Annotated in this window: 24 protein-coding genes and 1 other RNA gene; 5 read left to right on the top strand and 20 right to left on the bottom strand. The window is 40.3% G+C overall.

All coding sequences use genetic code 11. The features are described from left to right. Positions 1–20 precede the first annotated feature (20 nt). Positions 21–1,412 (bottom strand): glycoside-pentoside-hexuronide (GPH):cation symporter, encoded by a 1,392-nt coding sequence (locus KVT11_RS10205; RefSeq protein ID WP_007500679.1) that lies wholly within the window; start codon positions 1,410–1,412, stop codon positions 21–23. Between the two features lie 509 nt (positions 1,413–1,921). Next, positions 1,922–2,254 (bottom strand): chaperone CsaA, encoded by a 333-nt coding sequence (gene csaA / locus KVT11_RS10210; RefSeq protein ID WP_017367427.1) that lies wholly within the window; start codon positions 2,252–2,254, stop codon positions 1,922–1,924. A 263-nt stretch (positions 2,255–2,517) separates the two neighbouring features. Here csaA and KVT11_RS10215 point away from each other — a divergent pair, with 263 nt between their 5' ends. Further along, positions 2,518–2,997 (top strand): hypothetical protein, encoded by a 480-nt coding sequence (locus KVT11_RS10215; RefSeq protein WP_007500681.1) that lies wholly within the window; start codon positions 2,518–2,520, stop codon positions 2,995–2,997. On the opposite strand, the gene KVT11_RS10220 is transcribed toward KVT11_RS10215, so the two are convergent. From KVT11_RS10220 to KVT11_RS10250, 7 genes are all read right to left on the bottom strand, one after another. Beyond that, positions 2,994–4,619 (bottom strand): YndJ family protein, encoded by a 1,626-nt coding sequence (locus KVT11_RS10220; RefSeq protein ID WP_076822081.1) that lies wholly within the window; start codon positions 4,617–4,619, stop codon positions 2,994–2,996. The genes KVT11_RS10215 and KVT11_RS10220 overlap by 4 nt on opposite strands. After that, positions 4,612–5,217, bottom strand: a complete 606-nt coding sequence (locus tag KVT11_RS10225; RefSeq protein ID WP_039963930.1) for a DUF4166 domain-containing protein — start codon at positions 5,215–5,217, stop codon at positions 4,612–4,614. The genes KVT11_RS10220 and KVT11_RS10225 overlap by 8 nt, the downstream gene beginning before the upstream one ends. Continuing rightward, positions 5,180–6,061 (bottom strand): membrane protein, encoded by an 882-nt coding sequence (locus tag KVT11_RS10230; protein ID WP_017359477.1) that lies wholly within the window; start codon positions 6,059–6,061, stop codon positions 5,180–5,182. The genes KVT11_RS10225 and KVT11_RS10230 overlap by 38 nt, the downstream gene beginning before the upstream one ends. Before the next feature lie 151 nt (positions 6,062–6,212). Next, a complete protein-coding gene (locus tag KVT11_RS10235) occupies positions 6,213–6,785 on the bottom strand; it encodes a TetR/AcrR family transcriptional regulator (protein WP_008346533.1) in 573 nt (190 codons plus the stop codon). 3 nt (positions 6,786–6,788) lie between these two features. Next, the gene (locus KVT11_RS10240) at positions 6,789–7,508 is read right to left on the bottom strand and encodes an MBL fold metallo-hydrolase (RefSeq protein ID WP_025207489.1); all 720 of its coding nucleotides are present in this window, start codon (positions 7,506–7,508) and stop codon (positions 6,789–6,791) included. 38 nt (positions 7,509–7,546) lie between these two features. Next, on the bottom strand, positions 7,547–8,023 hold the full coding sequence (locus KVT11_RS10245) for a GyrI-like domain-containing protein (RefSeq protein ID WP_025207490.1): 477 nt from the start codon (positions 8,021–8,023) through the stop codon (positions 7,547–7,549). A gap of 54 nt (positions 8,024–8,077) precedes the next feature. Continuing rightward, positions 8,078–9,001 carry a helix-turn-helix transcriptional regulator gene (locus tag KVT11_RS10250; RefSeq protein WP_210552076.1) on the bottom strand — a complete coding sequence of 308 codons (924 nt, stop codon included), beginning with the start codon at positions 8,999–9,001 and terminating at the stop codon, positions 8,078–8,080. A gap of 131 nt (positions 9,002–9,132) precedes the next feature. On the opposite strand from KVT11_RS10250, the gene KVT11_RS10255 reads away from it, so the two are divergent. Continuing rightward, positions 9,133–9,657 (top strand): CcdC protein domain-containing protein, encoded by a 525-nt coding sequence (locus KVT11_RS10255; RefSeq protein ID WP_116306992.1) that lies wholly within the window; start codon positions 9,133–9,135, stop codon positions 9,655–9,657. Positions 9,658–9,692: 35 nt separating this feature from the next. On the opposite strand, the gene czrA is transcribed toward KVT11_RS10255, so the two are convergent. Further along, positions 9,693–10,022 carry a Zn(II)-responsive metalloregulatory transcriptional repressor CzrA gene (gene czrA, locus KVT11_RS10260; RefSeq protein WP_007500691.1) on the bottom strand — a complete coding sequence of 110 codons (330 nt, stop codon included), beginning with the start codon at positions 10,020–10,022 and terminating at the stop codon, positions 9,693–9,695. Positions 10,023–10,209: 187 nt separating this feature from the next. Here czrA and KVT11_RS10265 point away from each other — a divergent pair, with 187 nt between their 5' ends. After that, the gene (locus tag KVT11_RS10265) at positions 10,210–11,535 is read left to right on the top strand and encodes an APC family permease (RefSeq protein WP_017367435.1); all 1,326 of its coding nucleotides are present in this window, start codon (positions 10,210–10,212) and stop codon (positions 11,533–11,535) included. A 97-nt stretch (positions 11,536–11,632) separates the two neighbouring features. After that, positions 11,633–12,295, top strand: a complete 663-nt coding sequence (locus tag KVT11_RS10270) for a lysozyme family protein (protein ID WP_017359484.1) — start codon at positions 11,633–11,635, stop codon at positions 12,293–12,295. 34 nt (positions 12,296–12,329) lie between these two features. On the opposite strand, the gene prpB is transcribed toward KVT11_RS10270, so the two are convergent. The 4 genes from prpB to KVT11_RS10290 form a co-directional block, all read right to left on the bottom strand. Beyond that, complete coding sequence (gene prpB, locus KVT11_RS10275; protein ID WP_116306994.1) at positions 12,330–13,247, bottom strand: methylisocitrate lyase; 918 nt, start codon at positions 13,245–13,247, stop codon at positions 12,330–12,332. Between the two features lie 12 nt (positions 13,248–13,259). Next, entirely contained in the window at positions 13,260–14,696 is a 1,437-nt protein-coding gene (locus KVT11_RS10280) for a bifunctional 2-methylcitrate dehydratase/aconitate hydratase (RefSeq protein WP_116306996.1), read from the bottom strand. A gap of 2 nt (positions 14,697–14,698) precedes the next feature. After that, positions 14,699–15,841 carry a citrate synthase gene (gene mmgD / locus KVT11_RS10285; protein WP_025207495.1) on the bottom strand — a complete coding sequence of 381 codons (1,143 nt, stop codon included), beginning with the start codon at positions 15,839–15,841 and terminating at the stop codon, positions 14,699–14,701. 167 nt (positions 15,842–16,008) lie between these two features. Next, positions 16,009–16,548 (bottom strand): DUF420 domain-containing protein, encoded by a 540-nt coding sequence (locus KVT11_RS10290; protein WP_008346516.1) that lies wholly within the window; start codon positions 16,546–16,548, stop codon positions 16,009–16,011. Between the two features lie 204 nt (positions 16,549–16,752). On the opposite strand from KVT11_RS10290, the gene KVT11_RS10295 reads away from it, so the two are divergent. Then, positions 16,753–17,259 carry a GNAT family protein gene (locus KVT11_RS10295; protein WP_019743302.1) on the top strand — a complete coding sequence of 169 codons (507 nt, stop codon included), beginning with the start codon at positions 16,753–16,755 and terminating at the stop codon, positions 17,257–17,259. Between the two features lie 152 nt (positions 17,260–17,411). Here the strand turns inward: KVT11_RS10295 and KVT11_RS10300 are convergent, their stop codons facing one another. From KVT11_RS10300 to KVT11_RS10325, 6 genes are all read right to left on the bottom strand, one after another. Next, positions 17,412–18,203, bottom strand: coding sequence for a LysM peptidoglycan-binding and 3D domain-containing protein (locus tag KVT11_RS10300; RefSeq protein ID WP_007500712.1), 792 nt, complete (start codon positions 18,201–18,203; stop codon positions 17,412–17,414). 256 nt (positions 18,204–18,459) lie between these two features. Beyond that, positions 18,460–20,241, bottom strand: a complete 1,782-nt coding sequence (recQ, locus tag KVT11_RS10305) for a DNA helicase RecQ (RefSeq protein WP_210552077.1) — start codon at positions 20,239–20,241, stop codon at positions 18,460–18,462. A 135-nt stretch (positions 20,242–20,376) separates the two neighbouring features. Continuing rightward, a non-coding RNA gene (gene ssrS, locus KVT11_RS10310) (6S RNA) lies at positions 20,377–20,562 on the bottom strand. 133 nt (positions 20,563–20,695) lie between these two features. Further along, positions 20,696–21,196, bottom strand: coding sequence for a TraR/DksA family transcriptional regulator (locus tag KVT11_RS10315; protein ID WP_025207496.1), 501 nt, complete (start codon positions 21,194–21,196; stop codon positions 20,696–20,698). Between the two features lie 89 nt (positions 21,197–21,285). Next, positions 21,286–21,933 carry an SDR family oxidoreductase gene (locus KVT11_RS10320; RefSeq protein ID WP_017367442.1) on the bottom strand — a complete coding sequence of 216 codons (648 nt, stop codon included), beginning with the start codon at positions 21,931–21,933 and terminating at the stop codon, positions 21,286–21,288. A gap of 177 nt (positions 21,934–22,110) precedes the next feature. Continuing rightward, complete coding sequence (locus tag KVT11_RS10325; RefSeq protein WP_058214059.1) at positions 22,111–22,452, bottom strand: PH domain-containing protein; 342 nt, start codon at positions 22,450–22,452, stop codon at positions 22,111–22,113. Positions 22,453–22,827: the final 375 nt, after the last annotated feature.

Genomic DNA, 22,827 nt, shown 5'->3' on the forward strand with positions numbered 1-22,827 from the left:
CTTCCTCCTCTTTCAGAGAACTACATTTTAAAATCGTCCATATGATCGATATACACCTTGTCTCTATTCTCAAGCTCTCGTATGACTTTTTTATGTTTTTCTTCATCTAGGTTATAAAAATTAATATCAACCATCGCTAAAATGAGTAAGCATACAGGAATCACCGTTGTCGTGATTAAAATGCCCAGTAAAGCTTCTGGTGTTTGCACTTGATTTGCAATATAACCAAATCGGTCAAGGACAAGCCCTGGAACGATGCCGCCTAAGGCCATCCCAAATTTAAAGAAGAAGCCAATCACTGCGTAAATCAGTCCACCCATTCTTTTCCCTGTTTTATATTCGCCATATTCAACGGTTTCAGGAATGAGTGCCCACATGTAAGCACCTGCTGTAATACTCCCTGCAGCCGCAACGAGCCTGAAAATAAGTATTAAAGTGATTTGACTCGGCGGGATCACAAGTAATGCAAGAAGGCCTACAATATTCAGCAATAATGAATAATTCAGCAGCTTTTTCTTTCCTAATAGTTTGTGCAATTTTGGAATAAACGGCAGCACCATTAAAGCTGGCAGACTGCCAATCAGGCCGTACCACTTCACTAAATCTTCTCTGCCGAGGTTATACGTCACATAATAGATCCCGACTGAGTTGCTGATCGAGTTCACACCAAAGATAATGATAAAGAAAATGCTTAACACAACAAGCGGACGATTCACTCGTAACTGGACAAAGAGATCACTGAACTTGATCTTTTCCTCTGGCTTTTGAAGCGTGACGCGCTCATTCGTACTTTTAAAACAGAAAATCAGTAATCCGCCCCCAAGTACGCCGAGAAATGCCATCGTGATCTGCCAGCCAAGTGCTGTATTTCCTGTTGTATCACTCAAAAACGTCGCAAGAAACGGAACAAAAAAAGCAACAACTAAACCACCGAGATTTGCAAAAAGCATACGAACAGACGTAATACTGACGACCTCTTGGTTATTTCTTGTCATTGCGGAAGTTAAAGCACCATAAGGAACATTGATGAACGTGTATGTAAGCGATAAACCAACATACGTGATGTACGCATAAATGAGTTTTCCCATTTCGGAAAAATCCGGTGTCGTAAAACAAAGAATGGCAAGAACGGCAAAAGGTAACGCACCAAATAACAAATAAGGTCTAAACCGGCCAAAACGGCTGTTCGTTCGGTCAACCATCGCCCCAATAAACGGATCTGCAAGCGCATCGATGGCCCGAACCACCAAAAACATCGTCCCTGCTGCTGCTGCTGATAATCCATACACATCCGTATAAAAAAATAATAGATACGTAGAGACAGTTGCATAAATTAAATTACATGCGAAATCTCCTGAAGCATACCCCACTTTTTCAGACATACGAATCTTCTTTAAATTCTCACTCACCATGAGTTTTCTCCCTTCTTCACTTAGCCTCTTCTAACGGACAGATGGTGCAGGGCAGCAGCAATCAATAGGTCGAAAATAAAGCGCTTTCAATTCGTTGTAAAAATGAAGCTGAACAGCTCTTTCTTTCAGCTTAGCCCACATAGCAGCAAATCATGTGCTTTAAACAATAGATGATCGCCATCTTAGTTTATCGATTAAACAAACTAAGATGAATTCATTTTATAAAATATGATCTGACTTTTCAATATTTTTTGAAAAAATAATCCAAATAATTGATTTCTTGTCATTTTTTCTATGATATGAGGAGATGAACCTTCTTTTTATCTTCCAAAGACAAAGAGAACTCAAATAATGGTTGCATTCATACTGATCCCATGCTATATTAATCAAGCGATGAGCTGAATTGTGTAAGTCGGGTAACATGTCTCTTTGAGACACACACGAATGTGGCGTGTGGTTATTCCGCCTCAATACGCAAAAGACATCTTCTGATGAAGATGTCTTTTTTCTTACCCTATTTTGGTGCCATTTTCAACCGGCTCATCGGTGGCAAGCAAAACAACGTCTTCTTTTGACGGCATGCCTCCTAAGACAAGCACCTCTGATTTAAACCCGGCAATTCTTCTTGGCGGGAAATTGACCACTGCAATAATTTGTTTCCCAGTGAGATTCTCAGCCTGATAACGTTTTGTCAGCTGTGCACTAGATTGTTTTATGCCAATCTCATCCCCAAAGTCAATCTTCAGCTTGAAAGCAGGCACTCTCGCTTCTGCAAAGAACTCTGCTTCTACTATCGTCCCAACACGAATGTCTAACGCTAAAAACTGTTCAATATCTGCCATTAGAATCTCTCTCCCTTTCAATCTTTCATAAAAAAGGTCACATTTTTCTTCTGCTAGATGACCACTTGTTTTCCACTAATTTCTTAATTGTAGCACACCCTACTCTTCTAAAAGAAAGGGTTAAAAAGACTATTGATTGAAATTTTTTAGTTTACATAATCATTTTATAGTAGTCTATTAAATATTTGCATCATGAAAATGAATTCGGTAAAATGCAAATAATCCTACTGCTTCCTCCCAAATATATCAGGGAGGGTTAACACTTGTTTACATTATCAGATATGTGGACGTTTTGCTGGTCGTTTTTCGTCATTCTTCCTATCGTTGCCATCTTGCATCAGCTGGGCCATATTGTGGTCGCATGGCTGTTTGGAGCAAAGGTTTCGTTTGCGCTTGGCAGAGGTAAAAAAGTATTGAAAATAGGCGTCGTTGAAATTAGAAGAATCTATTTTCTAGATGCTTTTTGCCATTATGAAGAAATGAGGAGAAATAACCGTTTCTCACACATTCTTGTCTACTTAGGTGGATCATTATGCAACCTGCTCAGTGTTCTCATATTGAACACAATGATCGCCAACGATTTCCTGCCAGAACATCAATTTTTCTATCAATTTGCTTACTTCTCAGTCTACTATGTATTTTTTGCTTTACTGCCAGTACAGTATGCAGATCATCATCCGAGTGATGGGCAAGCGATTGTGAACATCATTCGTCACGGTGAACCATGCGACATCATTGATTAAGATGAGTGGCTTTCACTGTCGATTTGATACTGAATCGTTAAAAAAGGAATACCGAATAGCTTCATTTGATGAATTGCTGTGAGACTTTTTTCCGTCTCCGCTTTCATATGAAAGCTTTCTTCCATTGGCAGTTTCATGGTGATGAAAGACGTATGCAAATACAACCCTTCATCACCCGTACTGCCTTTTGGACTTTTACTTTTTAATAGAAAATCTTCCTTTTCATTCAAAGGTTTTAAAATTGCCGTAAGCTGTGAAAAAGGAAGCGGCAAAGCAATATTCATATAGACTGTCTCTTCATCATGGTGCTGAGCATAGAGCGCATAAAAGACTTGCTCGCCTTTCTCATTGCGCCTGATCCACACACGTACATTCTTCCTTTCTTCAAGAGGATGTTGAAATCTTGAAAGACTCCCCGGCATTTCATATGGCATTCTTGATGACCCTAAATAGAGCTGTCCTATTTGTCTAAAAACAGGTTGAAGCAAAAAGACAAACGGCCTTACCCACCAATGAAAACAGACGGCTGCTTTTAACGTAAAGGACATCGGGTCCTCATAAAATCTGCGAATAACAGGTGACACACTCTCTGCTGAAAATGCCTTTCCATTTAATTGGTCAAGAGAATCGACTAAACCAATCTTCTCATCATGCTGCATGTCGTCATGTTGAAAAGACATGATCTGAAAACGACCGTGAACTCTCGATACCGGAAAATCCTTCTGTTTCAATCGATCAGCTGGTCTTTCAATCAACCATCCAATGAGGCCTGGTAAAATAACCAAACTTGCATTGATACTGCCATGAAACCAAATCATTTGATCCATGCTGATGTAGGTAACATGTAAAAGCATTCCGGCAGAATAAAGGAATGATAGGACAATGGTTCCCATTAACATGATGCTAGAAAACACAACGAACCCTTTTGCAACAGTTGAACGAAAAGAAGTTGTCATACATAAAATTCCATACAAATAAAGTGCGATCACATAAAGAACGACGCTGAACGTATCAAACAGGCGAGAATAGCTGATTCCCACAGCAATCATCACTGGCGACAGTAAAATAACCCAGCCACCCACTTTGTATAGCGTCGTCTCTTTTTTGCGCTGCCTCCCCAATAATCCATAAAAGATTGGGATAAAAAAAGCCGAATAATGAAAATGAATAGCGGTCAAAAGAACAATCATCGGTGAAAATGTCATCACTTGTATATCTGCTATGTACAGCCAGAACCAAAGCCCACCTAGAGCGATATACATACATGCGCCATCGATCATCAGCTCATGAAGCGGATGGGCTCCTCTTTTCAGCAAACGGGTGAAACCAAATAAAGCCAGAATCATTGTAAAGAAAAGCCATCCCAATGCAAGCCAGAGAGAATGATAGATGAATGCGCCTGTTGCACATAGAGCTGCTACTGGAAAGGCTTTCATTATGAAGCCGATCAGCCCCTTCTGCTGCCGTTTCTTCTCTTCCTGATAAAAAAAGTGTAAGAAAGCGGGAAGAAAAAATAAAATCGCAATTAAAACAAAAAATTCTGGTATGGGAGCTGTCGTCAAACGTGTAACGAGAAAGCAGGACAGCAACATGATGCTACACATCAAATGCCATTTATTCATGAGGTGACACCCTTTCCGTAAACCGGCCCTTATACGTAAAAAGAGTGCCAAAAAGGCGATTTTTCACTTGAACATCAATCGTATACTCACCTGCATGCTCATCGTAACCTTCCGTTACATCAGATTCACCGTAAAGCCAAGAAGGCAGTGGCCATTCCCGCCCAAACAGCAAAAACTTTTGCTTACCTGATTGAATGTGCAAGAACCCTTTTTCCGTGACTGTAAAATGAAGCTCTGACACAAGAAGCCTAGGTTTTCCAAAGTAGTCTAGTACTTGATGGCTCTTCTGATCAATGATCATATCTGCATCAAAATGTCTTTCCTTGTCAGGAAAATAGAACGTTCGAAACCAGTGCATCCCTTCTTCTCCCTTACTTGTCGTAAAAGGCTTGTTCACAATTTGGAAGGGAATATTTCGCCCTCTTTCAGGAAAAAAACAGCGAAACAATGGACCGATTTTGAATAACAATCGGATGAGCTTTGTCCCGCCTCCTATTTCCTCCATGATGCCTTCGGCCGTAAACGCGCGGTTATAACGTTCTTTTAATGTTGGATGCAGCTTATCGTAGTCCTTTACTTGATGATGATGAACGACCATGTCTACCTCCCCTTTTTCGTTTGATTGAAAACACATCTACACAATCTTTTAAATTGATCATTCCTGCAACGGATAAAATGAAAAATGCACTCAGCACCAGCGGCTCGTGCAGAGTCGTTTCTGGCGATAAAATCCCTATACCAAGCATCAGCAGCAGAAAGATGCTTTGAAGGATGAATATATATTTCTTTGGCAGTTTAGGCATGAGCCATGATACACCTAATAGCGCATAAAACAATCGAAATCCGGTGCTATGATCAAAAGCAGAAGGTGAAAAAGGAATGATCGCTTGACATAACCAGACGATGGCAAACAACAAACAAATGCCATAATGGGCAAGTGTTCTCTCAAGCAGCAAACGGGGATGCGTGCCCTTTTCAAGCCACGTCTTTAATGCGCCAAAGCTAAAGGCAGTCATAACCCCCATCATTGGCCGAAAAAAGAACCGGTCTGCCCATTTCCACCCTTTTCCTTCCTTTGTTTCATAATCAAATTGCGTTTGAAACACAATGTGATCATTCGTTTTCATGTATTTCCAATACCCTCCGCCTTCTTTGATGAAAGACAAAGGGTGTGATGATTTAAATTGAAGTGAGGATGCTCTTTCATGACGCTCATCCTTCACGCTCGTTCGATACGCTCCTGTCCCAGTTACACTAATGCCGAATCCAAGGTGTTTCTCATACAAAAAGGATTGGGGCTGTTCATCACTAGGTCCATTTAATGAAATGGTCGAAAATCGCAAATCCCATTGTTCATGAAGCTTTGGATTTTGCGTATACTCCCATACTTTTTCAATAGGTGCTTGAATGGTTGTTTCCACATAAACAGGCTTTCTTTTCATCTGCCTCTACTCCTCTATGTGAATTATTTCACATAATAAGCATACCATGTTTCACAAAACTGTCAAATCTTTATTGGTTTTTTGCCCAAAAAATGTTTTGATTTGTTCACATCTCCTTCATCAAATCGGTTCGATACATAAAAAAGACCTGTCAATGAGACAGATCTTCTTGCTCTTTGATGCCTGCAATATAAAGACGGACCGCATAGCTCACACTATCTTCAAGCTGTTCTTTCCGTTGAAATCCTTTTTTGTTTGAAATATCTCCAAAGCCGTGCAGTAAGCTTCTAAGCCCTCTGACGACATGCGTCATGTCCTCTTCTTTTACACCAAAACGAGACATGATGGATTGGACAAAATCAGCAAGATTCTCTGCAGCCACACTGACTTCTTTTTCATTCATATGTGAAAAAGCAGCCTCATAAAGACCGGGATGCTGACGAACAAATTGAACATATTGTCTTGCAAATGCTAAAACAGCGTCTTCTTTTTCCAGCCCCGCTGTTACTTGTTTGCCGGCCTCACAAAGCATTGTCAGCCCCTTAACAGCAAGAGCTGCCTGTATTTCATGAAGACCGGATATATGGTTGTAAAGAGATGGTGGTCTGATGTTAAGCCGTTTGGACAATGTAGCAATGGTCAACGCGGAAAAGCCCTCTTCATCGACAAATTCGATGGCAGATTCAACAATTTTTTCTTGTGTGATACCCATTCTTGGAGACATGGCTTACTGTCCTCCCTTTTGTAGCTGATGCTTCCTTTTTTCGATAGCAGCTCTGAGCTTTGCCTCAGGCTCTATGATGAGATCACCATGTCCTGCTGCGAGACAAGACAAGCGAAGTGCCAGTAATTTTTCAGCGCTTTTTAGTGCTGTTTCTGCATCCCAAGTGGCAAAAGCCGGGAATGGGAAGGTGAAGCGAAACTCACCCGTTACAAATAAACCGCCTTTTGTCACAACTGCATCACCCGCAATGACAACCCCTGACTTTTCATCGTATAAAGAGATGCTTCCTGGTGTATGTCCTGGTGTGGCAATGACTTTAAGTGACCCAATCTCGTCCCCTTCTTCAACAAGCACGTCTGGTTTTGTGAGAATGTCTTTTGAAAAACTGCCTTTGACTTTTTTCTTCGGTTCACCAGGAAGTAAAGAGAAATCGCCAGCAAACAGGCGAGCATCTCGTTTCGATAAATAAACAACTGCCTCTGGAAAAGCCTTTTTCACTTCATCTAGTGCGCCAATATGATCCATATGACTATGAGTCAGAATAATTTTGTTAATGGGTTTGTTTAATTGATGTGCAAATTCAATGATCGAGCTTGCTGCCATTTTCAAAGCTGCATCAATTAAGATGAGTTCATTCTCTTCCTCAAATACATAACAATTTACCGGAAAAATACGTGGCATGAGTGTAAGCTGGTGCAAACGGTCAAATGTTGTCAATCTCATCTTGTTTTCCCCCTAAAACTAATGTCGTTAGTTTTATATTAACTAATATCATTAGTTTTAGCAACTATTTTTTCGTCGACTGCTATATAAATATCAATTTGTGCTTCTTTTGGATCAATCGATCGTTCGTCGTACCATTCAAAATCGCCAGTATATGTTCGCAAGTAACGCTGATCCCAGCTCCAAATCTGCTGCCATGTTTCAAACACAACCTCTTCAATCGGGCCCTTTCTCGTTTGAAATCTTGCGTAGGTGGAGCCTGGAATCTCTTTTGCATCTTGTGCTAGCTGCTGGTCAACCAATTGCCCCGCTGTGAACAAATAAGCGCCATTTTCATCCTTTTCATAATCTGAATACAGCCCTATGACTGGCGCATGGCCCCCGTCGAGCTGCTGCGTGAAAAATTGCTGCCAAAGCGGTGCAATCTTCCGCTCGTTTGTTTGCTCCATTTCGTTTGTTGTTCGAACAGATAATCCCTTGATCCATTGTTTCTGTAAAATCACGATATCGTACATACATTCTCATCTCCTTTTTTTCCATCATATAAAAAGAAACCTGACAACACTGTGTCAAGTTCCTTTTGGTTTTTGAAATTGTTTCAACTTGAGATCAAACGCTTCCCGAACGGATAGCGGAGAGACAATGTCGACATCTGGCCCTAAATAAAAAAGAAAGCTATATAACCAATCATCCTGAGGCAACGTGATTGTGGCAAGATACGTACTATCTGCACATACGGTAAATTCATTTTCATCTATCCATTCCTTCACTTTACCAACAGAATCTTCAGTCAACCTGAGCGTTAGTGTACTGACGGAAGGTTCTTCGTGCCAAGAATCATTCCAAGGCTTTTCTTCATTTTTTATTCGTTTAGGAAGAAAAGATACTGAATGCGTGATAAGGTCTGACATTCTTTTGAGTTTAAACAGGCGAAACGCTTTTTTCACGCAGCAATACGCATACAAATACCAGTGTCTTCCTTTTAAGACAAGTGTATAAGGCTCTACTTTTCTAGGAAGTGTTTCGCCTTTTGCATTGCGATAGGTGAACTGGATATATTGATGCGCTGAGGCAGCGGTATGAATGAGCTGGAGCTTCTTTTCTAAATAGCTGTCTTTCCCCCAAGAGCTTAAATCAATAAAGACATGTTGCTGTTTTTCATTTTGAGGCGGGATCAGGGATTTCATTTTCTTTAGTACATGTTCACTTTCTTTAAAGGTGTATGCACTCGTAATGCCTTCAAGAGCTGTTAAAATCAGTTCAATATCATCATCGGTGAATAATTTTTTCTCTAGACGATAGTCGTCAACGAGTGAAATTCCACCCCCTGCGCCTTGTTTTGTGACAACTGGAATCCCCGCTTGATTAATCGTATCAATGTCACGGTATATGGTTCTCACGCTCACTTCATGTAGTTCAGCGAGGTCTTTCGCCTGTACTTGCCGTTTGCTAATCAGTATCATCACAATGGACAAAATGCGATCGATTTTCATGACTTTTCCTCTTTTTCATAAATATAGGTTTTGATTTGATAAAAAAAGAAAGAATGGTAATGATAAGTAACAGCCAGCATTCGTTTACATCATTCGTTTACATCCCTGCCTGTGCAGGAGGAGGTTGCAACATGACACATTACGTATGGCAGTTGTTCATGATCGGGGTCGTCATGCTCGTCTGGATCATCATTCGAATGAATCGAATGAGACGCTATCAGCTTGTGCGCCCGGTAAATCTTTTCATGAGAATGTATGTATTTAGTCTCACTGCCCTTATTCTCTTATCAGAAGGATGGCAAAATCACAGTATTTTTATCTATGCCGTCATTGGCATGATCTTCGGGAGCAGTCTGGCCATCCACGCCTATCAGACGATTCAGATGAAATTAGAAAATGGCCGGCTGTATATGAAAACAAGTAAATGGATTGAAAGCTTTATTTTATGTTTGTTTTTATCTAGGCTTGCATTTAAATCGGTCAATCTGACAACACATGCGATCACCAAAATGGATATCGTTGAATTGTATCAGCATATTGTCAGCGATGATGCGCTGACAATACTCAGCTTTTTCCTTCTAGCGGCTTACTATATTGTGTTTTCTTATCAAATGATGAAAGCAAATAAACGATCAACCCAAGTACATCATGCATAAAAAACCTTCCTATATAAAAGTAGGAAGGTTTTTTCTCAATCATGCTGTGCATGGTGTATCATTTGTTCAAGCACTTCCATCACATGCTGATCTTCAGGACTGTAAAAAATCGAGGTCCCTGCTCGTCTAGATTTCACGAGACGAAGATTCTTTAAAAAGCGCAGCTGATGAGATACGGTTGATTGCATAAGGTTTAGTGTTTCTGCTATATCATTTACTGAATGTTCACCTTGAGACAGCAAATGCAGAATACGAATACGCGTCGGATCAGATAAGGCTTTAAATGTTTGGGAGACAAGAAATAGACTTTCTTCGTCCAGCTCCATCCGTTCCTGTTCTTGATTTGTATTCAGTTCTTCCTTCATTTCGCTTCACCTTTCTTGTCAGTCAACTCACGACTTATTCTATGTATCATCATATACCAAAACGTGTAGCATGCAAAGCTTCCACACCTTTTGAAAAAAGATTTATTCAAATAGCATTGACACGTGGTAGCATTCTTTTTAAAATGAGCATTATTTATTCATTTTTTTAGAGGAGCTGATAGGCAAATTGACTGAAGAGCCAAGACTAAAACGCAGCCTGACTGTTTTTCCGCTTGTTGTGATCGGGCTTGCTTATATGGACCCACTTGTCGTATTTGATTCATACGGCATTGTTGCTCAGCTGACGAAAGGACACGTTGCTGCAGCTTATATCTTTACTTTACTGGCATTACTATTGACAGCGCTTAGCTATGGGAATATGGTGAAGGCTTTTCCAAAAGCAGGATCTGCATATACATACGCGCAAAAAAGTATTCATCCTCACGTTGGCTTTCTTGTAGGCTGGACACTATTGCTAGACTATTTATTTTTGCCTATGGTGAATTTTGCAATCGGAAGTGCTTATTTAACCGCAGCCTTTCCTGATGTACCTCATTACATTTGGATCATCATACTTGCTATCGCCATAACGACTGTCAATGTAATCGGTATACGTCTTACAGCCAACATTACAGCGCTATTTGTGACCTTTCAGGTGATTGTCGCTGTTACATTTGTTGGGTTTATTATTTATGGGCTCACGCAGCATGCAGGCACGGGAGAGTTACTGTCAACCCGTCCATTTTATTCAGCAAGCTTAGATCCCGCCCTTATTTTTTCCGGCGCGACGATTTTATGTTTTTCTTTTCTAGGATTTGATGCGATTTCGACTATGTCTGAGGAAACAATTAAGCCAAAAAGAACGATTCCTCTCGCTATATTTTTAACGGTCGCTATTGGAGGTGTGCTGTTTACCCTCACCTCTTATTTTTTACAGCAGGTGTTTCCAAATTTTCAACAGTTCAAGCATCCAGATGCGGCATCACTTGAAATTGCGGAATTTGTGGGCGGAGCGTTTCTCCACTCATTCTTTTTAGCCGGCACCATGGTCGCTGTCATCTCTTCCTCCCTATCATCACATGCGAGTGCCGCAAGACTCTTGTATGCGATGGGAAGAGATCAATCATTACCAAAGCGTTTCTTCGGTTATATTCACCCAACATTGAAAACGCCTGTATTTAATATTTTATTAATTGGTGTTTTTTCGTTAACCGCAGTTGTTGGTGAGCTTGAGGTCATTTACTCGTTTATCAGCTTCGGGGCATTAATTGGATTTACGTTTGTTAACTTGTCTGTTTTCGCCTACTATTTCATCAAACAAAAACAAAGAGGTGTATTAAACACACTGAGGTATGCCATCATCCCTCTTTGCGGAACGGCTTTTTGTATTTGGCTCTTAACAAGCATCAGTACAAATGCATTAATCATCGGCATGGTGTGGCTCATGATCGGTTTTGTTTATTTCTGCTATAGACTGAAAACAAGAACAGAATTTACGTTTGGCTATGATTGAATATAAGGTTTTCACTTGGTATCCTGTGCAGGATATGGCATAATATAAAGGCTGTACTTCCCTTTTAAAAGCGGGGCAAAACAGGGGTGAACTGACCTTGAAAAAGAAAAAAACAGGATGTTTTGCCATTTCAGGCTGTTTCACGATTTTTCTGTTTGTTTGCGTATTAGCGGCCATTGTCATTTCCTTTAATCAAAAGGAGTTAAAAAAGCTGCCGATAGATACGGAATCAATTGTTTTGTCGAGATTGGATGATTACAAACCGCTTGTAGAAACAGAGTTAAGAGATCAAGATTTAGATCAATATACCGCGTTAATTCTCGGTATGATGTATCAAGAATCAAAAGGCAGAGGCGGAGATCCAATGCAGTCCTCTGAATCTCTTGGTTTGAAACGAAATGAAATCAATGACCCTCAGAAAAGCATTAAACAAGGAGTCCATCATTTTTCGACCATGTACAAGCATGGGAAGAAAAAAGGCGTTGATTTGGAAACCATTATTCAAAGCTATAACATGGGAATCGGCTATATTGATTTTGTTGCAAAAAACGGGGGAAAACATTCCGAAAAATTGGCAAAGCAATACTCCAAAAAGCAAGTGAAGCGAAACCCTGAAGTCTATACATGCGGGGGCGACAAAGATAACTTCCGCTATCCGTATTGCTACGGTGATTTCACTTATGCTGAAAAAGTAAAAGAAAAAACGAAAACAGTTGAAGAAAAGATGAAATTGGCTTCATCATCCACACCATCATCGTAAAAAAAGCACTTCCATGAAGGAAGTGCTTTTGATTTTATGAATGCTCTTTCCCGATTTCCGGCAGGATCGTCTTGGCTAAATGCTGATCCATTTCTTCATATTCATCATAATGAATCGTTTCATATAGCTCTTTTCTCGTTTGCATGTCCTCCAGCATCCCCTGCTGCGTCCCCTTTTCCTTAATCTCTGTAAATAAACGCTCATACGCTTTTGCAGCAACTCTCAGGGATGACACTGGATAAATCACCATTTGAAAGCCAAACATAGAAAACTCGTCTGCATGATAATAAGGTGTTTTTCCAAACTCCGTCATGTTTGCAAGAAGCGGCCCTTTTATATTATTTGAAGCATACGTGAAATCTTCTGCTGTGATCAGCGCTTCAGGAAAAATGGCATCTGCTCCTGCTTTTAGATAGAGATTCGCCCGGTGAATGACATCCTCCATCCCGTTTACTGACTTCGCATCCGTTCTTGCGATGACGAGAAGTGTAGGTGCCGCTTGTTTGATCGCTTTGATTTTCGCCATCATGTCTTCTACAGAAACGAGTGATTTTCCGTTTAAATGTCCGCATTTCTTCGGCATTTGCTGATCTTCAATTTGAACAGCCGCTACCTTGCTCTCCACCATTTCTTTTGCTGCCCTGGCTGCATTTAATACACCGCCATAGCCAGTATCCATATCAACTAAAAGAGGCAGCTGAGAAGCTCGAATGATTTCCTTTGCCTTTTCCGCCATTTCAGTGGAATGAATCATACCGAGGTCAGGAAGCCCTTTGCTTGCGCAAAAAGCGGCACCCGATAAATAAAGCCCTTGAAATCCCATTTTCCTCGCATAGAGCGCAGACATTCCATCGTGAACGCCTGGAATTTGAAATAAAGCGGATTTGTGCATTTGCTCTTTAAAAGCTGCGGCTAAGTCAACTTGATTTACTTCATCATTCACGATCCACACACTAGCTCCCCCTTATATGACAAATAAATCCATAAATGCTGGTACTGTCGTTGTTTTTAATTGATTGGGATTTTGGCAAAGTGAAACAATTTGATCGACTTGTTTTTGTGGAAATCTCGTTTTCAAATGATATGCCCATTTCTTTTCAAGCAGCGGGATCCCTTCCTGCCTTCTTCTGCGATGACCAAGCGGATATTCAATTTCAATTCGATCTGTCATCGTTCCGTCTTTAAAGAAGATTTGAACACAGTTTGCAATTGATCTCTTTTTCGGATCTAAATAGTCTTCTGTATACCGTTTATCTTCTTTGACAATCATTTGATCACGCAAACGGTCAATGAGCGGATTCTGCGCCGTCTCTTCTTCATAATGATCAGCAGTCAGCTCACCATAGATTAACCCAATGGCCGTAATATACTGCAAGCAATGGTCACGGTCTGCCGGGTTGTAAAGCGGTCCTTTTTTATCAATAATTCGAATGGCTGATTCATGTGTCGTAATCTCAATTCTGTCAATCTCATCTAAACGGTCTTTTACCGCATCATGTAGAATGACAGCGGCCTCAGCGGCAGTTTGCGCATGAAATTCTGCTGGATAGGCAATTTTAAAGAGTACATTTTCGATCACATATGACCCGAGCGGCTGGGCAAGTGTAAGTGGTTTTCCTTTCATTAACACATCTTCAAACCCCCACTTTTCTGCACTGAGGGGCGTCTGATAGCCCATTTCTCCTTTCAATGTCATCATCGCTAGTCTCACCGCACGGCTTGTGGCATCCCCTGCTGCCCACGATTTCCTTGATCCTGTGTTCGGGGCATGCCGGTACGTTCTAAGTGGTGAATTATCCACAAATGCTTGTGATAACACATACTGCACATCTTCTTTCGTTCCGCCAAGCATTGCACAAACGACTGCACTTGATGCCACCTTGACAAAAAGAACATGATCCAAGCCATTTCGATTCAAACAATTTTCTAAAGCAAGCACACCTTGTATTTCATGTGCCTTTACAATCGCATGCAGTACGTCATTCATCGAAAGCGGTTCTTCTCCGTTTGCAAGCCTCGTTCTGCTGATATAATCGCTTACAGCCAATATCCCGCCCAGGTTATCTGAGGGATGGCCCCACTCCTGTGCAAGCCACGTGTCATTATAATCTAACCAGCGGATCATACATCCTATATTAAAAGCCGCTTGAACAGGATCTAACACAAATGAAGTGCCAGGCACTCTTGCTCCGTTAGGGACAACAGTTCCAGGTACGATGGGTCCAAGATGCTTCGTGCATTCTGGAAAGTTGAGCGCCAGCATTCCGCAGCCGAGTGTATCCATGAGTACATACCGAGCTGTTTCAATGGCCTCTTTGCTCGTAATTTCTCCATCCACGGCATAGGCTGCGATATCTTCTAATAGTTGATCTGTTTGATTGGCTACTGCTGTTTTATTCATATTCATTCCCCCGTTTTTCCATCATCATTTGAGACTTTTAATCCTCTTGGCCCTAAATATCTTACTCTCGGTCTAAAAATCCGATTGTGTGAATGCTGCTCGATGACATGCGCTGCTAATCCGCTTGCTCTCGCAGCAAAGAAAATCGGTGTATAAAGTGAAATAGGAATGCCGAGCACGTAATAAATAGGTGCTGCGTAATAATCAAGGTTTGGATAGAGGTTTTTCTTTTCTTTCATGTATGCCTCACCTGCGACGCACATGTCATAAAGCGTCGTGTCTCCTTTTGATTCGGTAAGCGTTTTCAACGATCGTTTTAAAAGAGCCGCTCTTGGGTCCATTTTTCTCATATATACCCGGTGTCCAAAGCCCATCATTTTTTCTTTTGCGGCTAATTTACGTTCGATGAGCGCAAGGAAACCTTCTGTTGTTTTGCCTTCGAGCAGCATGTGCATCACTGCTTCGTTTGCGCCTCCGTGTAAGTCACCTTTTAATGAAGAAATCGCTCCAGTAAAAGCACCATACATGTCAGAATGAGTAGATGCAATGACTCTTGCTGCAAATGTTGAATTCGGCAGCTCATGCTCACTATAAAGCGTGAGTGTTTGGTCAAATGCTTTGATTTCGTCTTGTGCCGGAGTGCGGCCTGTTAACATCGCTAGAAAGTTTTCAGTGTAGGATTTGGTCTGGTCTGGAGTAGGTGTGGTGTCTTGTGTGAGAATATGATAGCTTCCCGCAACAATCGCTGGCAGCTGGCCAAGTAATCGAACGGCACGCGCTTGTTGGCATGCTTCTGATCGATCATTCAGTTGTTCATCGTACCCTGCAAGAGCAGATAAACACGTTCTCATGGCATCCATTGGGTGAGTGGTTTTTGGCAGTTTTGTCAAAATGGTTTGAATGGTTGGATGTAAGCTTGTTTGTGAGGAAATATCTTGCTGAAATTGGTGATATTCCATTGCATCTGGTAATCTTCCATAAATGAGCAGATAGGCTGTTTCTAAGTACGTCTTGTTTTGTGCCAGCTCGATGAGGTCATAACCGCGAATCACAATTTCTTCTTGCTGGACATCTAGGAACGAAATTGACGTTTCGCTTGCCACAATGTCTTCAAGCCCCGGTTTGTACTGCAATTGTTCAGTCATCATATAACCCCCGTTTCGTTCAATTGTGTTCTCCAAACGAGCAAACGGCCAGACATGATGTGATTCTATAGGTGGGAAGATACCGTGCAAGTCGGATACCCAATTCCCATTTTATCCAAAGCACTTCATCTTGTAAATAAAAGAACGTATGTCCAGATGGACATACGTTAGCTGTAGTATGGAGAAATCATGATATATACGATGACACCTGTTAGACTGACATAGAGCCAAAGAGGCATGGTCCATCTTGCAATTTTACGATGACGTTCGACTTGCATTTGTGCGCCTCTAAAGAGAGTGATCAGTGCAAGCGGTACAATGACGGCAGATAAGACGATATGTGTGATGAGAATAAAGAAGTAAATCGGACGAATGATTCCTTCTCCCCCGAAGTGTGTATCAGCTGCCATTGAATGATACGTCACATACGAAATTAAAAAGACAAGTGTTGTTGAAAAAGCCGCAAAGATAAATCGTCTATGGGCTTTAATGTTCTTTTGTTTAATCATAATGAGCGCTGAAAGTAAAAAGATAAACGTAAAACTGTTCATCACGGCATTCAGTAACGGCAGAAATGTAATATCCAGATGACTAAATTTATCTGTTTTTGGCATGAAAAATAATAAAGCAATTAAGCCGTTTATGGCAATTGTTAAAAAGACAACAATGCCGGTGAAATTTTTCGGTTTTTGATTCTGTTCGTTCATGTTTGAAAACCTCTCTTTATTAGTTCCGACTAAGAGTATGTTATTTAACTTTCTCTCTAAAGTCAATGAATTCGCTGTCTTCGTCGAATTTTAGACAAACTTGCCGATTGCCTGCCTTCTAGCGGCTTGAAAGATCCACTCACTTCCTTTAGAATGGGAATTTGTGTGGTTTTTATCAACTCTTCTATGAAAGGAGCAATAGACTTGTCAATCTTACAGGAAACAACAAAAGATGTGAAGACATTAGAGCAAGAATTACAGCAGTTGCAGTTCCAAATGTATCGAATGCAAGAAAATATAAAAGATATTTCAAAAAAAGCAAAGATTATTGGCATTGATCAAGCGAAGGAAGATGAATGGATGATCGTCTCTGCAATTGAGAATGCAGAGACGTGCAAAATCATGTTAAGCGATTGTGAAAAAGCTTTTCGCGGACAATCTGATTTTTCCTTGATCGCGGAATATCCTGAAGAAGGAAAGATTCACATTGCCGATATTAAAGGCCCGCCTGATAATGGCTATGGATCCATCTGTATGAAGCATTTAAAAGAAATCGCAAGAGAGCAAAACATTCCAGTCATTACTGGGGATCTCGTCAAAAGAGATTGGAACCATGTGGACCGCCTGATTCATTTTTATGAAAAACACCATTTTGATGTCCAAATTAATTGGAAAGAGCAAAGCGGAGAAATTTATTGGGTGGACAGCTAACGACACAAAAACCAGCGTTGAGATGGGCTTATACGCTGGTTTTTGTCGAAAATGCGAATTTTTCAGAAAAATATGTGTATTTCCGGCCAAAAAAAGGTATAATAAAAGCATCAGGCCGCCACCTGATGCTTTCTTCCAAAAACAATAGACTACTAGTTAAGTACTTTCACTTTGACTGATTTTACGCCCCAATTTTTAGCTTGGGATTTGCTTGGTACGTGTACATCAATTTTGTTACCTTTAATTGCGCCGCCAGTATCTGCTGCGATGGCTTCACCGTAGCCTTCAACATAAACCTTACTTCCTAATGGAATGACATTAGGATCTACTGCGATTACTTTTGCATTTGGGTTTTTGTTTAAGTTTACCCCTGTTGCAGTGATACCTGAGATGCCACCATCATTTGCTGTATAAGCCGTAGCCGTTACAGTCATTTCTTTTTGAACACTTTGACTAGCAGAAGATGATTCTGCTTTAGCTGTTTCCTTTTTAGGAGCAGCTTTTTTCGTTGTTTGCTCTTTTTGGACAGGTGCCTGTTTTTGAACAGGTTCTGAGCTTACCGGAGCTGAGCTTTGACCAGCAACACTTAGTGTTGAACCAATCATAATTATATCTGAGTTTAAGTTATTCCAAGACTTAATATCGCTAATTGACACATTGAATTTTTGAGCGATTTTCCAGAGGCTGTCCCCCTTCTGGACTTTGTACTGCTCCTGAGTTTTCTCTTTTGAAGAGATTGTCAATTTATCTCCTACATAGATCATGTCTGTAGATAAATTGTTCCAACCCTTTAGGTCCTTTAGAGACACATCATTTTTTTGAGAGATTCCCCAAAGTGTATCACCTTTCTGTACAGTGATTTCCTTTGCAGAAGCTTGCTGTGCTCCTAATGCTGTTGTTGAGATTGCTGCAACAGCAACCAAGGACATAATAGTCTTCTTCATAAAGTAAATCCTCCCTTGTTAGCTTTTTATGGCGGCTAACGAGTGCTATCGTAACATATGTAAATGTCATTTCAATAACAAAACGATATGTTTTAGATTACAGTTCCTTTACATGAAACATCTCTCTCCATTGGTAAATCAGCCCACTAAATGGCTCAATTCCGCATCATATCAAGGTTTTGTAGGGATGGAAATCATCATGATGAAAACGCGTCCAAATGAAACGAAAAAAATTTATTTTCCTTCTTCAAACTCTTTATTTTTTCTCTTTTTCTATAAATAAACGAATTTCTTCTAAAAAAACATCTCCATATTTCTCTCTTTTTTGTGCACCGACACCTTTAATATTTAAAAGTTCTTCTTCTGTTTTAGGCTCTACTGCTGACATTTCCTTCAATGTTTGATCAGAAAAGACAACAAATGGCGGAACGCCCTGCTCTCTTGCCAACTTCATTCTGACCATTCTTAACTGCTCAAATAATGCACCATTTTCTTGAATAGCCTCTGCCTTAATCGCCTGCTTTTTATAGACGGTCTCCTGCCCCACTAGCACTTTCTTTCCTTTTTGTGTCACTTTTAGTGTTGGAAAAGCTCCTTCAGACATGTGTAAATACTCTTCTGTAATTAAAAATTCAATGAAATCACTGATATGTTGGGCTGAATGCTGTTTCATTAAAGCATAAGTAGGAAGCCGGTCGAAACCAAAATCAAGCACTTTTTTATTTTTAGAGCCGGCTAATACTTGAGCTATCATCATTTTTCCGAATCGTTCGTTCATTCTAACGGTACATGACAAAACCATTTGTGCTTCTCTCGTGACGTCTTCACGCTCTCTCTCGTCTAGACAGTTGCTGCATTTTTGACAAGGGGCACTTGATGATTGGTCAAAGTAATCCATCACAACTTGCTGAAGGCACTGTTCCGTATGACAGTAGTCTACCATTTGTCTCAACTTGAGCAATTCATGCTGATACCGCAATTCATCTTCTGTTGATTGTTCAATGAGAAAGCGCTGCACGCGTACGCCTTGCGGTGAAAACAGCAAAATGCATTCACTTTCAAGCCCGTCTCTCCCGGCACGTCCTGCTTCTTGGTAGTAACTTTCAATATCTCTTGGAATTTGATGATGAATGACAAAACGTACATTAGACTTATTAATCCCCATACCAAATGCAGATGTAGCTACCATTACTTGAATATCATCATTTAAAAAAAGATTTTGCTGTTCTTCTCTGACTTCATCATCTAATCCTCCGTGATAAACACCCGCTTTGATTTTTTGCTTTTTTAGACGATGATAAATTTGATCTGCTTCTTTTCGTGTGGCTGTATAAATAATGCCTGACTCAAGACTGTTTTTCTTCATATATTGTGTGATGAATTGGTCGCTGTTTTGCCCTTTCACCACTTGAAAAGACAAATTTTCTCTAGCAAAACCAGTAAAGATTGTTTCTTCTTCGTCCATGCCCAGTTGCTCACATATATCCTGTTGGACCTTCTTTGTAGCAGTGGCTGTTAATGCTACAATAACAGGCCTTTTTGAAAGCTTGTTTACACATTCTTGTATAAAGCGATAGCTCGGTCTAAAATCATGTCCCCACTCAGATATACAGTGCGCTTCATCAATAGCCATTAAAGGAATCGTCAATCGATCAAGCAGCTGGAAAAAACGTTCATTTTGTAAGCGTTCAGGGGTGATATAAAGCAAATCATACTCCCCCTGTTCACATTTTTTCAGCCTTGTATTCATTTCACCTGCTGAAAGTGTACTATTTAAAAAGGACGATCGTATTCCCATCTCATTTAACGCATCAACCTGATCTTTCATTAAAGAAATAAGCGGAGATACAACGATTGTCGTTCCTTCCATCATAAGAGCAGGAATCTGATAGCAAACCGATTTCCCTCCGCCTGTCGGCATAATGCAGACCGTATCCTTCCGTTTATTCACAATCGATTCAATGGCTTGTTTTTGTCCTTGTCTAAAAGCATCAAAGCCATAATATTGTTTAAGAAGTGCTTCTGCTTGTTGTAACATCCAATTCCCTCTCCGTCGTTTGTTTTGTCTATTTTAACATACATTTGTACATGCACATTCGGTCTGTTCAAAATCGTATTTTGGACAAAATAAAAAGCCATTTTCCAAAAATGGAAAATGGCTTGAATCATCCTAGGAAAAGCTGCGGATGCCGTAATCTAAGTAAGAAAGTTTTAAACCACCACTCCTCAAAGTGGGTGTTTGCAGAAACGTTCCTGTCTTCCTCTCGAAGGAGGCGTGACATTCCGGCTTCAATATAAAACTCCCTATTACAGCTTAAAGGTTAAAACTTAATTAACATTACGCACATCGCAGCCTTTAAACTATACTACACGAAAGTTTATTAAATTTCAAGATATGTTTTTTCTAAAAAAATACTCATGTATACAAGATTTTTGTCCATGTAGACGTAGGAAAACATTATGTTGAGAAAACATAAATTCCTCTCATCATGTTATTTTTCCTCATCTACATCAACATCTTGCTCTTCTTCTAGCCTTTCATACGTATCTGAATGTAATTGATCCATTGTTTCTCTATTTGTTAAATCACGCATTTGCTCAGAGAACGAACGGTCAAATTCATTTGGATCTTGATTGGTTTCTTCATTTTTCTTTGCATCAATTGAATAACGAGTATAGGGTACTGCTTTCAAACGTTCATATGGAATGTCTTTTCCTGTTTTTTCACAAATTCCATATGTTCCGTCTTCCATCCGCTTAAGCGCCGCATCAATTTCACCTTCGAGCTGATCGTCGACTTGATCCAGCGTCTGTTCGGTCATGCGATCTAAATAGATGCTTCCGTGATCTGCGATATGGTTTCCAACACCATTTGAAATCTCATTCGATTCGACCAGCATGGATTCTTCTTTCTTTTTTGATCCTTTCACATCTTCTTTTAATTGAATAAGTCTTTCATATAAATCAGCTTTTTGCTCTTTCGTTAAGCTCACGGTCAATCACTCCTTTCTCTTTACCTTCCCGCTCCATGCGAAATGAAAACATCAAAAAAGCCGCCGCCTTTGGCAGCAGCTTTCTTCATTTAAAGATTACGAAGTGCTTCTTCTACTGGTGTATCACCTTTGATTAAGTCAAAGGCTTTATTTTTCACATTGGATTCCGTTAAGCTTTCCACTAAGACAGTGGCTACATCTTCTCTTGAAATCTCAATGTCACGATCGTCTGGAATATGAGCCGCCGCTTCTATTTTCCCTGTCTTCTCCTCATGCAGCAGTGCTCCTGGCCGCACAATGGTGTAAGAAAGACCAGACTGTTTTAAATGTTCATCGGCTTTTCTTTTCGCTTCATAATAAATCTCCATACTGCCTTGTCCTTTTCCTTGATGAGGATCGTCGGCATTATAAGAACTCAGCATCACAAAATGCTGAATATTTTCTTTTTTGGCTGTATCAACGAGGCGTTTTGCCCCCTCTTGATCAACAGCGATGGTTTTATCTGCACCTGTTTTTGAGCCTGAACCAGCTGCAAAGATGACAGCTTCTGCTTGCTTCACAGCATCTGTCACATCCTTTTCAAGATCACCGATGACAGGCGCTGCCCCAAGTTCTTTTAGCGCATCTGCTTGTTTTTCATCTCGAATGAGAGCAAGTGGCTCATGTCCTTTTTCTTTTAAATATCGAATGACAAGTCTCCCTGTATGTCCGTTTGCTCCAGCAACTAATACTTTCATTGTTCATTCTCCTTTCTGTATCTGTTTCATCTTTATCCTTTTTTGATGTGATTCAAACACACGAATAGAAAAAAGCCTTCCCCACTGTGTTGGGAAAAGCTCAAGGGATATGCGATAGATAAAAATAAGAACAAAGAATGAGAAAAGTGCATGTGATCTATGTAATCGCATCGTTGATCAGCAAAGATGTTTTGTTAAAATGGCCTGCACGTCACTCAAATCTGTATCTTTAGAAAAATCGAGTTCAAATACTTTTGAGCTTGTAACAAGCAGCATACCAGTGTCCTGATCAAACACGCCAGCTTCTTGAATGGCAAAACTTTCTATTGATCGATACGGCAAGGAGACCCTGACTTTCTTTTTAGAAAATACGCGGTTATCGCCAAAGATCAGTCGTTTATTAGTGAAACAAATTTGGTCGTGACGCAGTCTGTAAACAGCCTCAACTCTTTCTCCTTCAATTAATAAGGATTCGAATTTTTTATGATCATTTTGTTTACTGACAGAAAAAATACCCACGTAAACCCCCTCTTCCTGCATCAAATTCCTTTATGACAAAACGGCCACACGGCTCTGTGGGTACGTTTTATTCTCACTTATAGAATACGCTATAAATCGTCGTTATTCCATTACGAATAGATTAAATTTCATTTAACTTTTTCTTTTTGATCCGATGCTCTTTCCTCTACTTATTTAGACTGTTAAAGCAGGAAAAAAGTTTCATTTTTTTTCAAGAAATCATTCGTTATGGGACCATAAAAAAACAGTGATTATGTAAAATCACTGTTCAGCGTGTAGACAAACCCTCGCATTCTTTGTCATTCCTGCGCTCTGGTGCTCACGAATGGCAAATTCGCTCCGCAAAAGTAGCTGTCCTTCCTAGACTGCAAAGAT

Origin of the sequence: Bacillus sp. GbtcB10 (assembly GCF_019091365.1) — a bacterium.
GTDB classification, from domain to species: Bacteria; Bacillota; Bacilli; order Bacillales; family Bacillaceae; genus Bacillus; species Bacillus altitudinis.

Excerpts from the sequence above, each read along its gene's own strand:
- KVT11_RS10205 (WP_007500679.1), bottom strand. The coding sequence starts at position 1,412 with ATGGTGAGTGAGAATTTAAAGAAGATTCGTATGTCTGAAAAAGTGGGG.
- csaA (WP_017367427.1), bottom strand. The coding sequence starts at position 2,254 with ATGGCAGATATTGAACAGTTTTTAGCGTTAGACATTCGTGTTGGGACG.
- KVT11_RS10220 (WP_076822081.1), bottom strand. The coding sequence starts at position 4,619 with ATGAATAAATGGCATTTGATGTGTAGCATCATGTTGCTGTCCTGCTTT.
- KVT11_RS10225 (WP_039963930.1), bottom strand. The coding sequence starts at position 5,217 with ATGGTCGTTCATCATCATCAAGTAAAGGACTACGATAAGCTGCATCCA.
- KVT11_RS10230 (WP_017359477.1), bottom strand. The coding sequence starts at position 6,061 with ATGAAAAGAAAGCCTGTTTATGTGGAAACAACCATTCAAGCACCTATT.
- KVT11_RS10235 (WP_008346533.1), bottom strand. The coding sequence starts at position 6,785 with ATGTCTCCAAGAATGGGTATCACACAAGAAAAAATTGTTGAATCTGCC.
- KVT11_RS10240 (WP_025207489.1), bottom strand. The coding sequence starts at position 7,508 with ATGAGATTGACAACATTTGACCGTTTGCACCAGCTTACACTCATGCCA.
- KVT11_RS10245 (WP_025207490.1), bottom strand. The coding sequence starts at position 8,023 with ATGTACGATATCGTGATTTTACAGAAACAATGGATCAAGGGATTATCT.
- KVT11_RS10250 (WP_210552076.1), bottom strand. The coding sequence starts at position 9,001 with ATGAAAATCGATCGCATTTTGTCCATTGTGATGATACTGATTAGCAAA.
- KVT11_RS10255 (WP_116306992.1), top strand. The coding sequence starts at position 9,133 with ATGACACATTACGTATGGCAGTTGTTCATGATCGGGGTCGTCATGCTC.
- czrA (WP_007500691.1), bottom strand. The coding sequence starts at position 10,022 with ATGAAGGAAGAACTGAATACAAATCAAGAACAGGAACGGATGGAGCTG.
- KVT11_RS10280 (WP_116306996.1), bottom strand. The coding sequence starts at position 14,696 with ATGAATAAAACAGCAGTAGCCAATCAAACAGATCAACTATTAGAAGAT.
- mmgD (WP_025207495.1), bottom strand. The coding sequence starts at position 15,841 with ATGACTGAACAATTGCAGTACAAACCGGGGCTTGAAGACATTGTGGCA.
- KVT11_RS10290 (WP_008346516.1), bottom strand. The coding sequence starts at position 16,548 with ATGAACGAACAGAATCAAAAACCGAAAAATTTCACCGGCATTGTTGTC.
- KVT11_RS10300 (WP_007500712.1), bottom strand. The coding sequence starts at position 18,203 with ATGAAGAAGACTATTATGTCCTTGGTTGCTGTTGCAGCAATCTCAACA.
- recQ (WP_210552077.1), bottom strand. The coding sequence starts at position 20,241 with ATGTTACAACAAGCAGAAGCACTTCTTAAACAATATTATGGCTTTGAT.
- KVT11_RS10320 (WP_017367442.1), bottom strand. The coding sequence starts at position 21,933 with ATGAAAGTATTAGTTGCTGGAGCAAACGGACATACAGGGAGACTTGTC.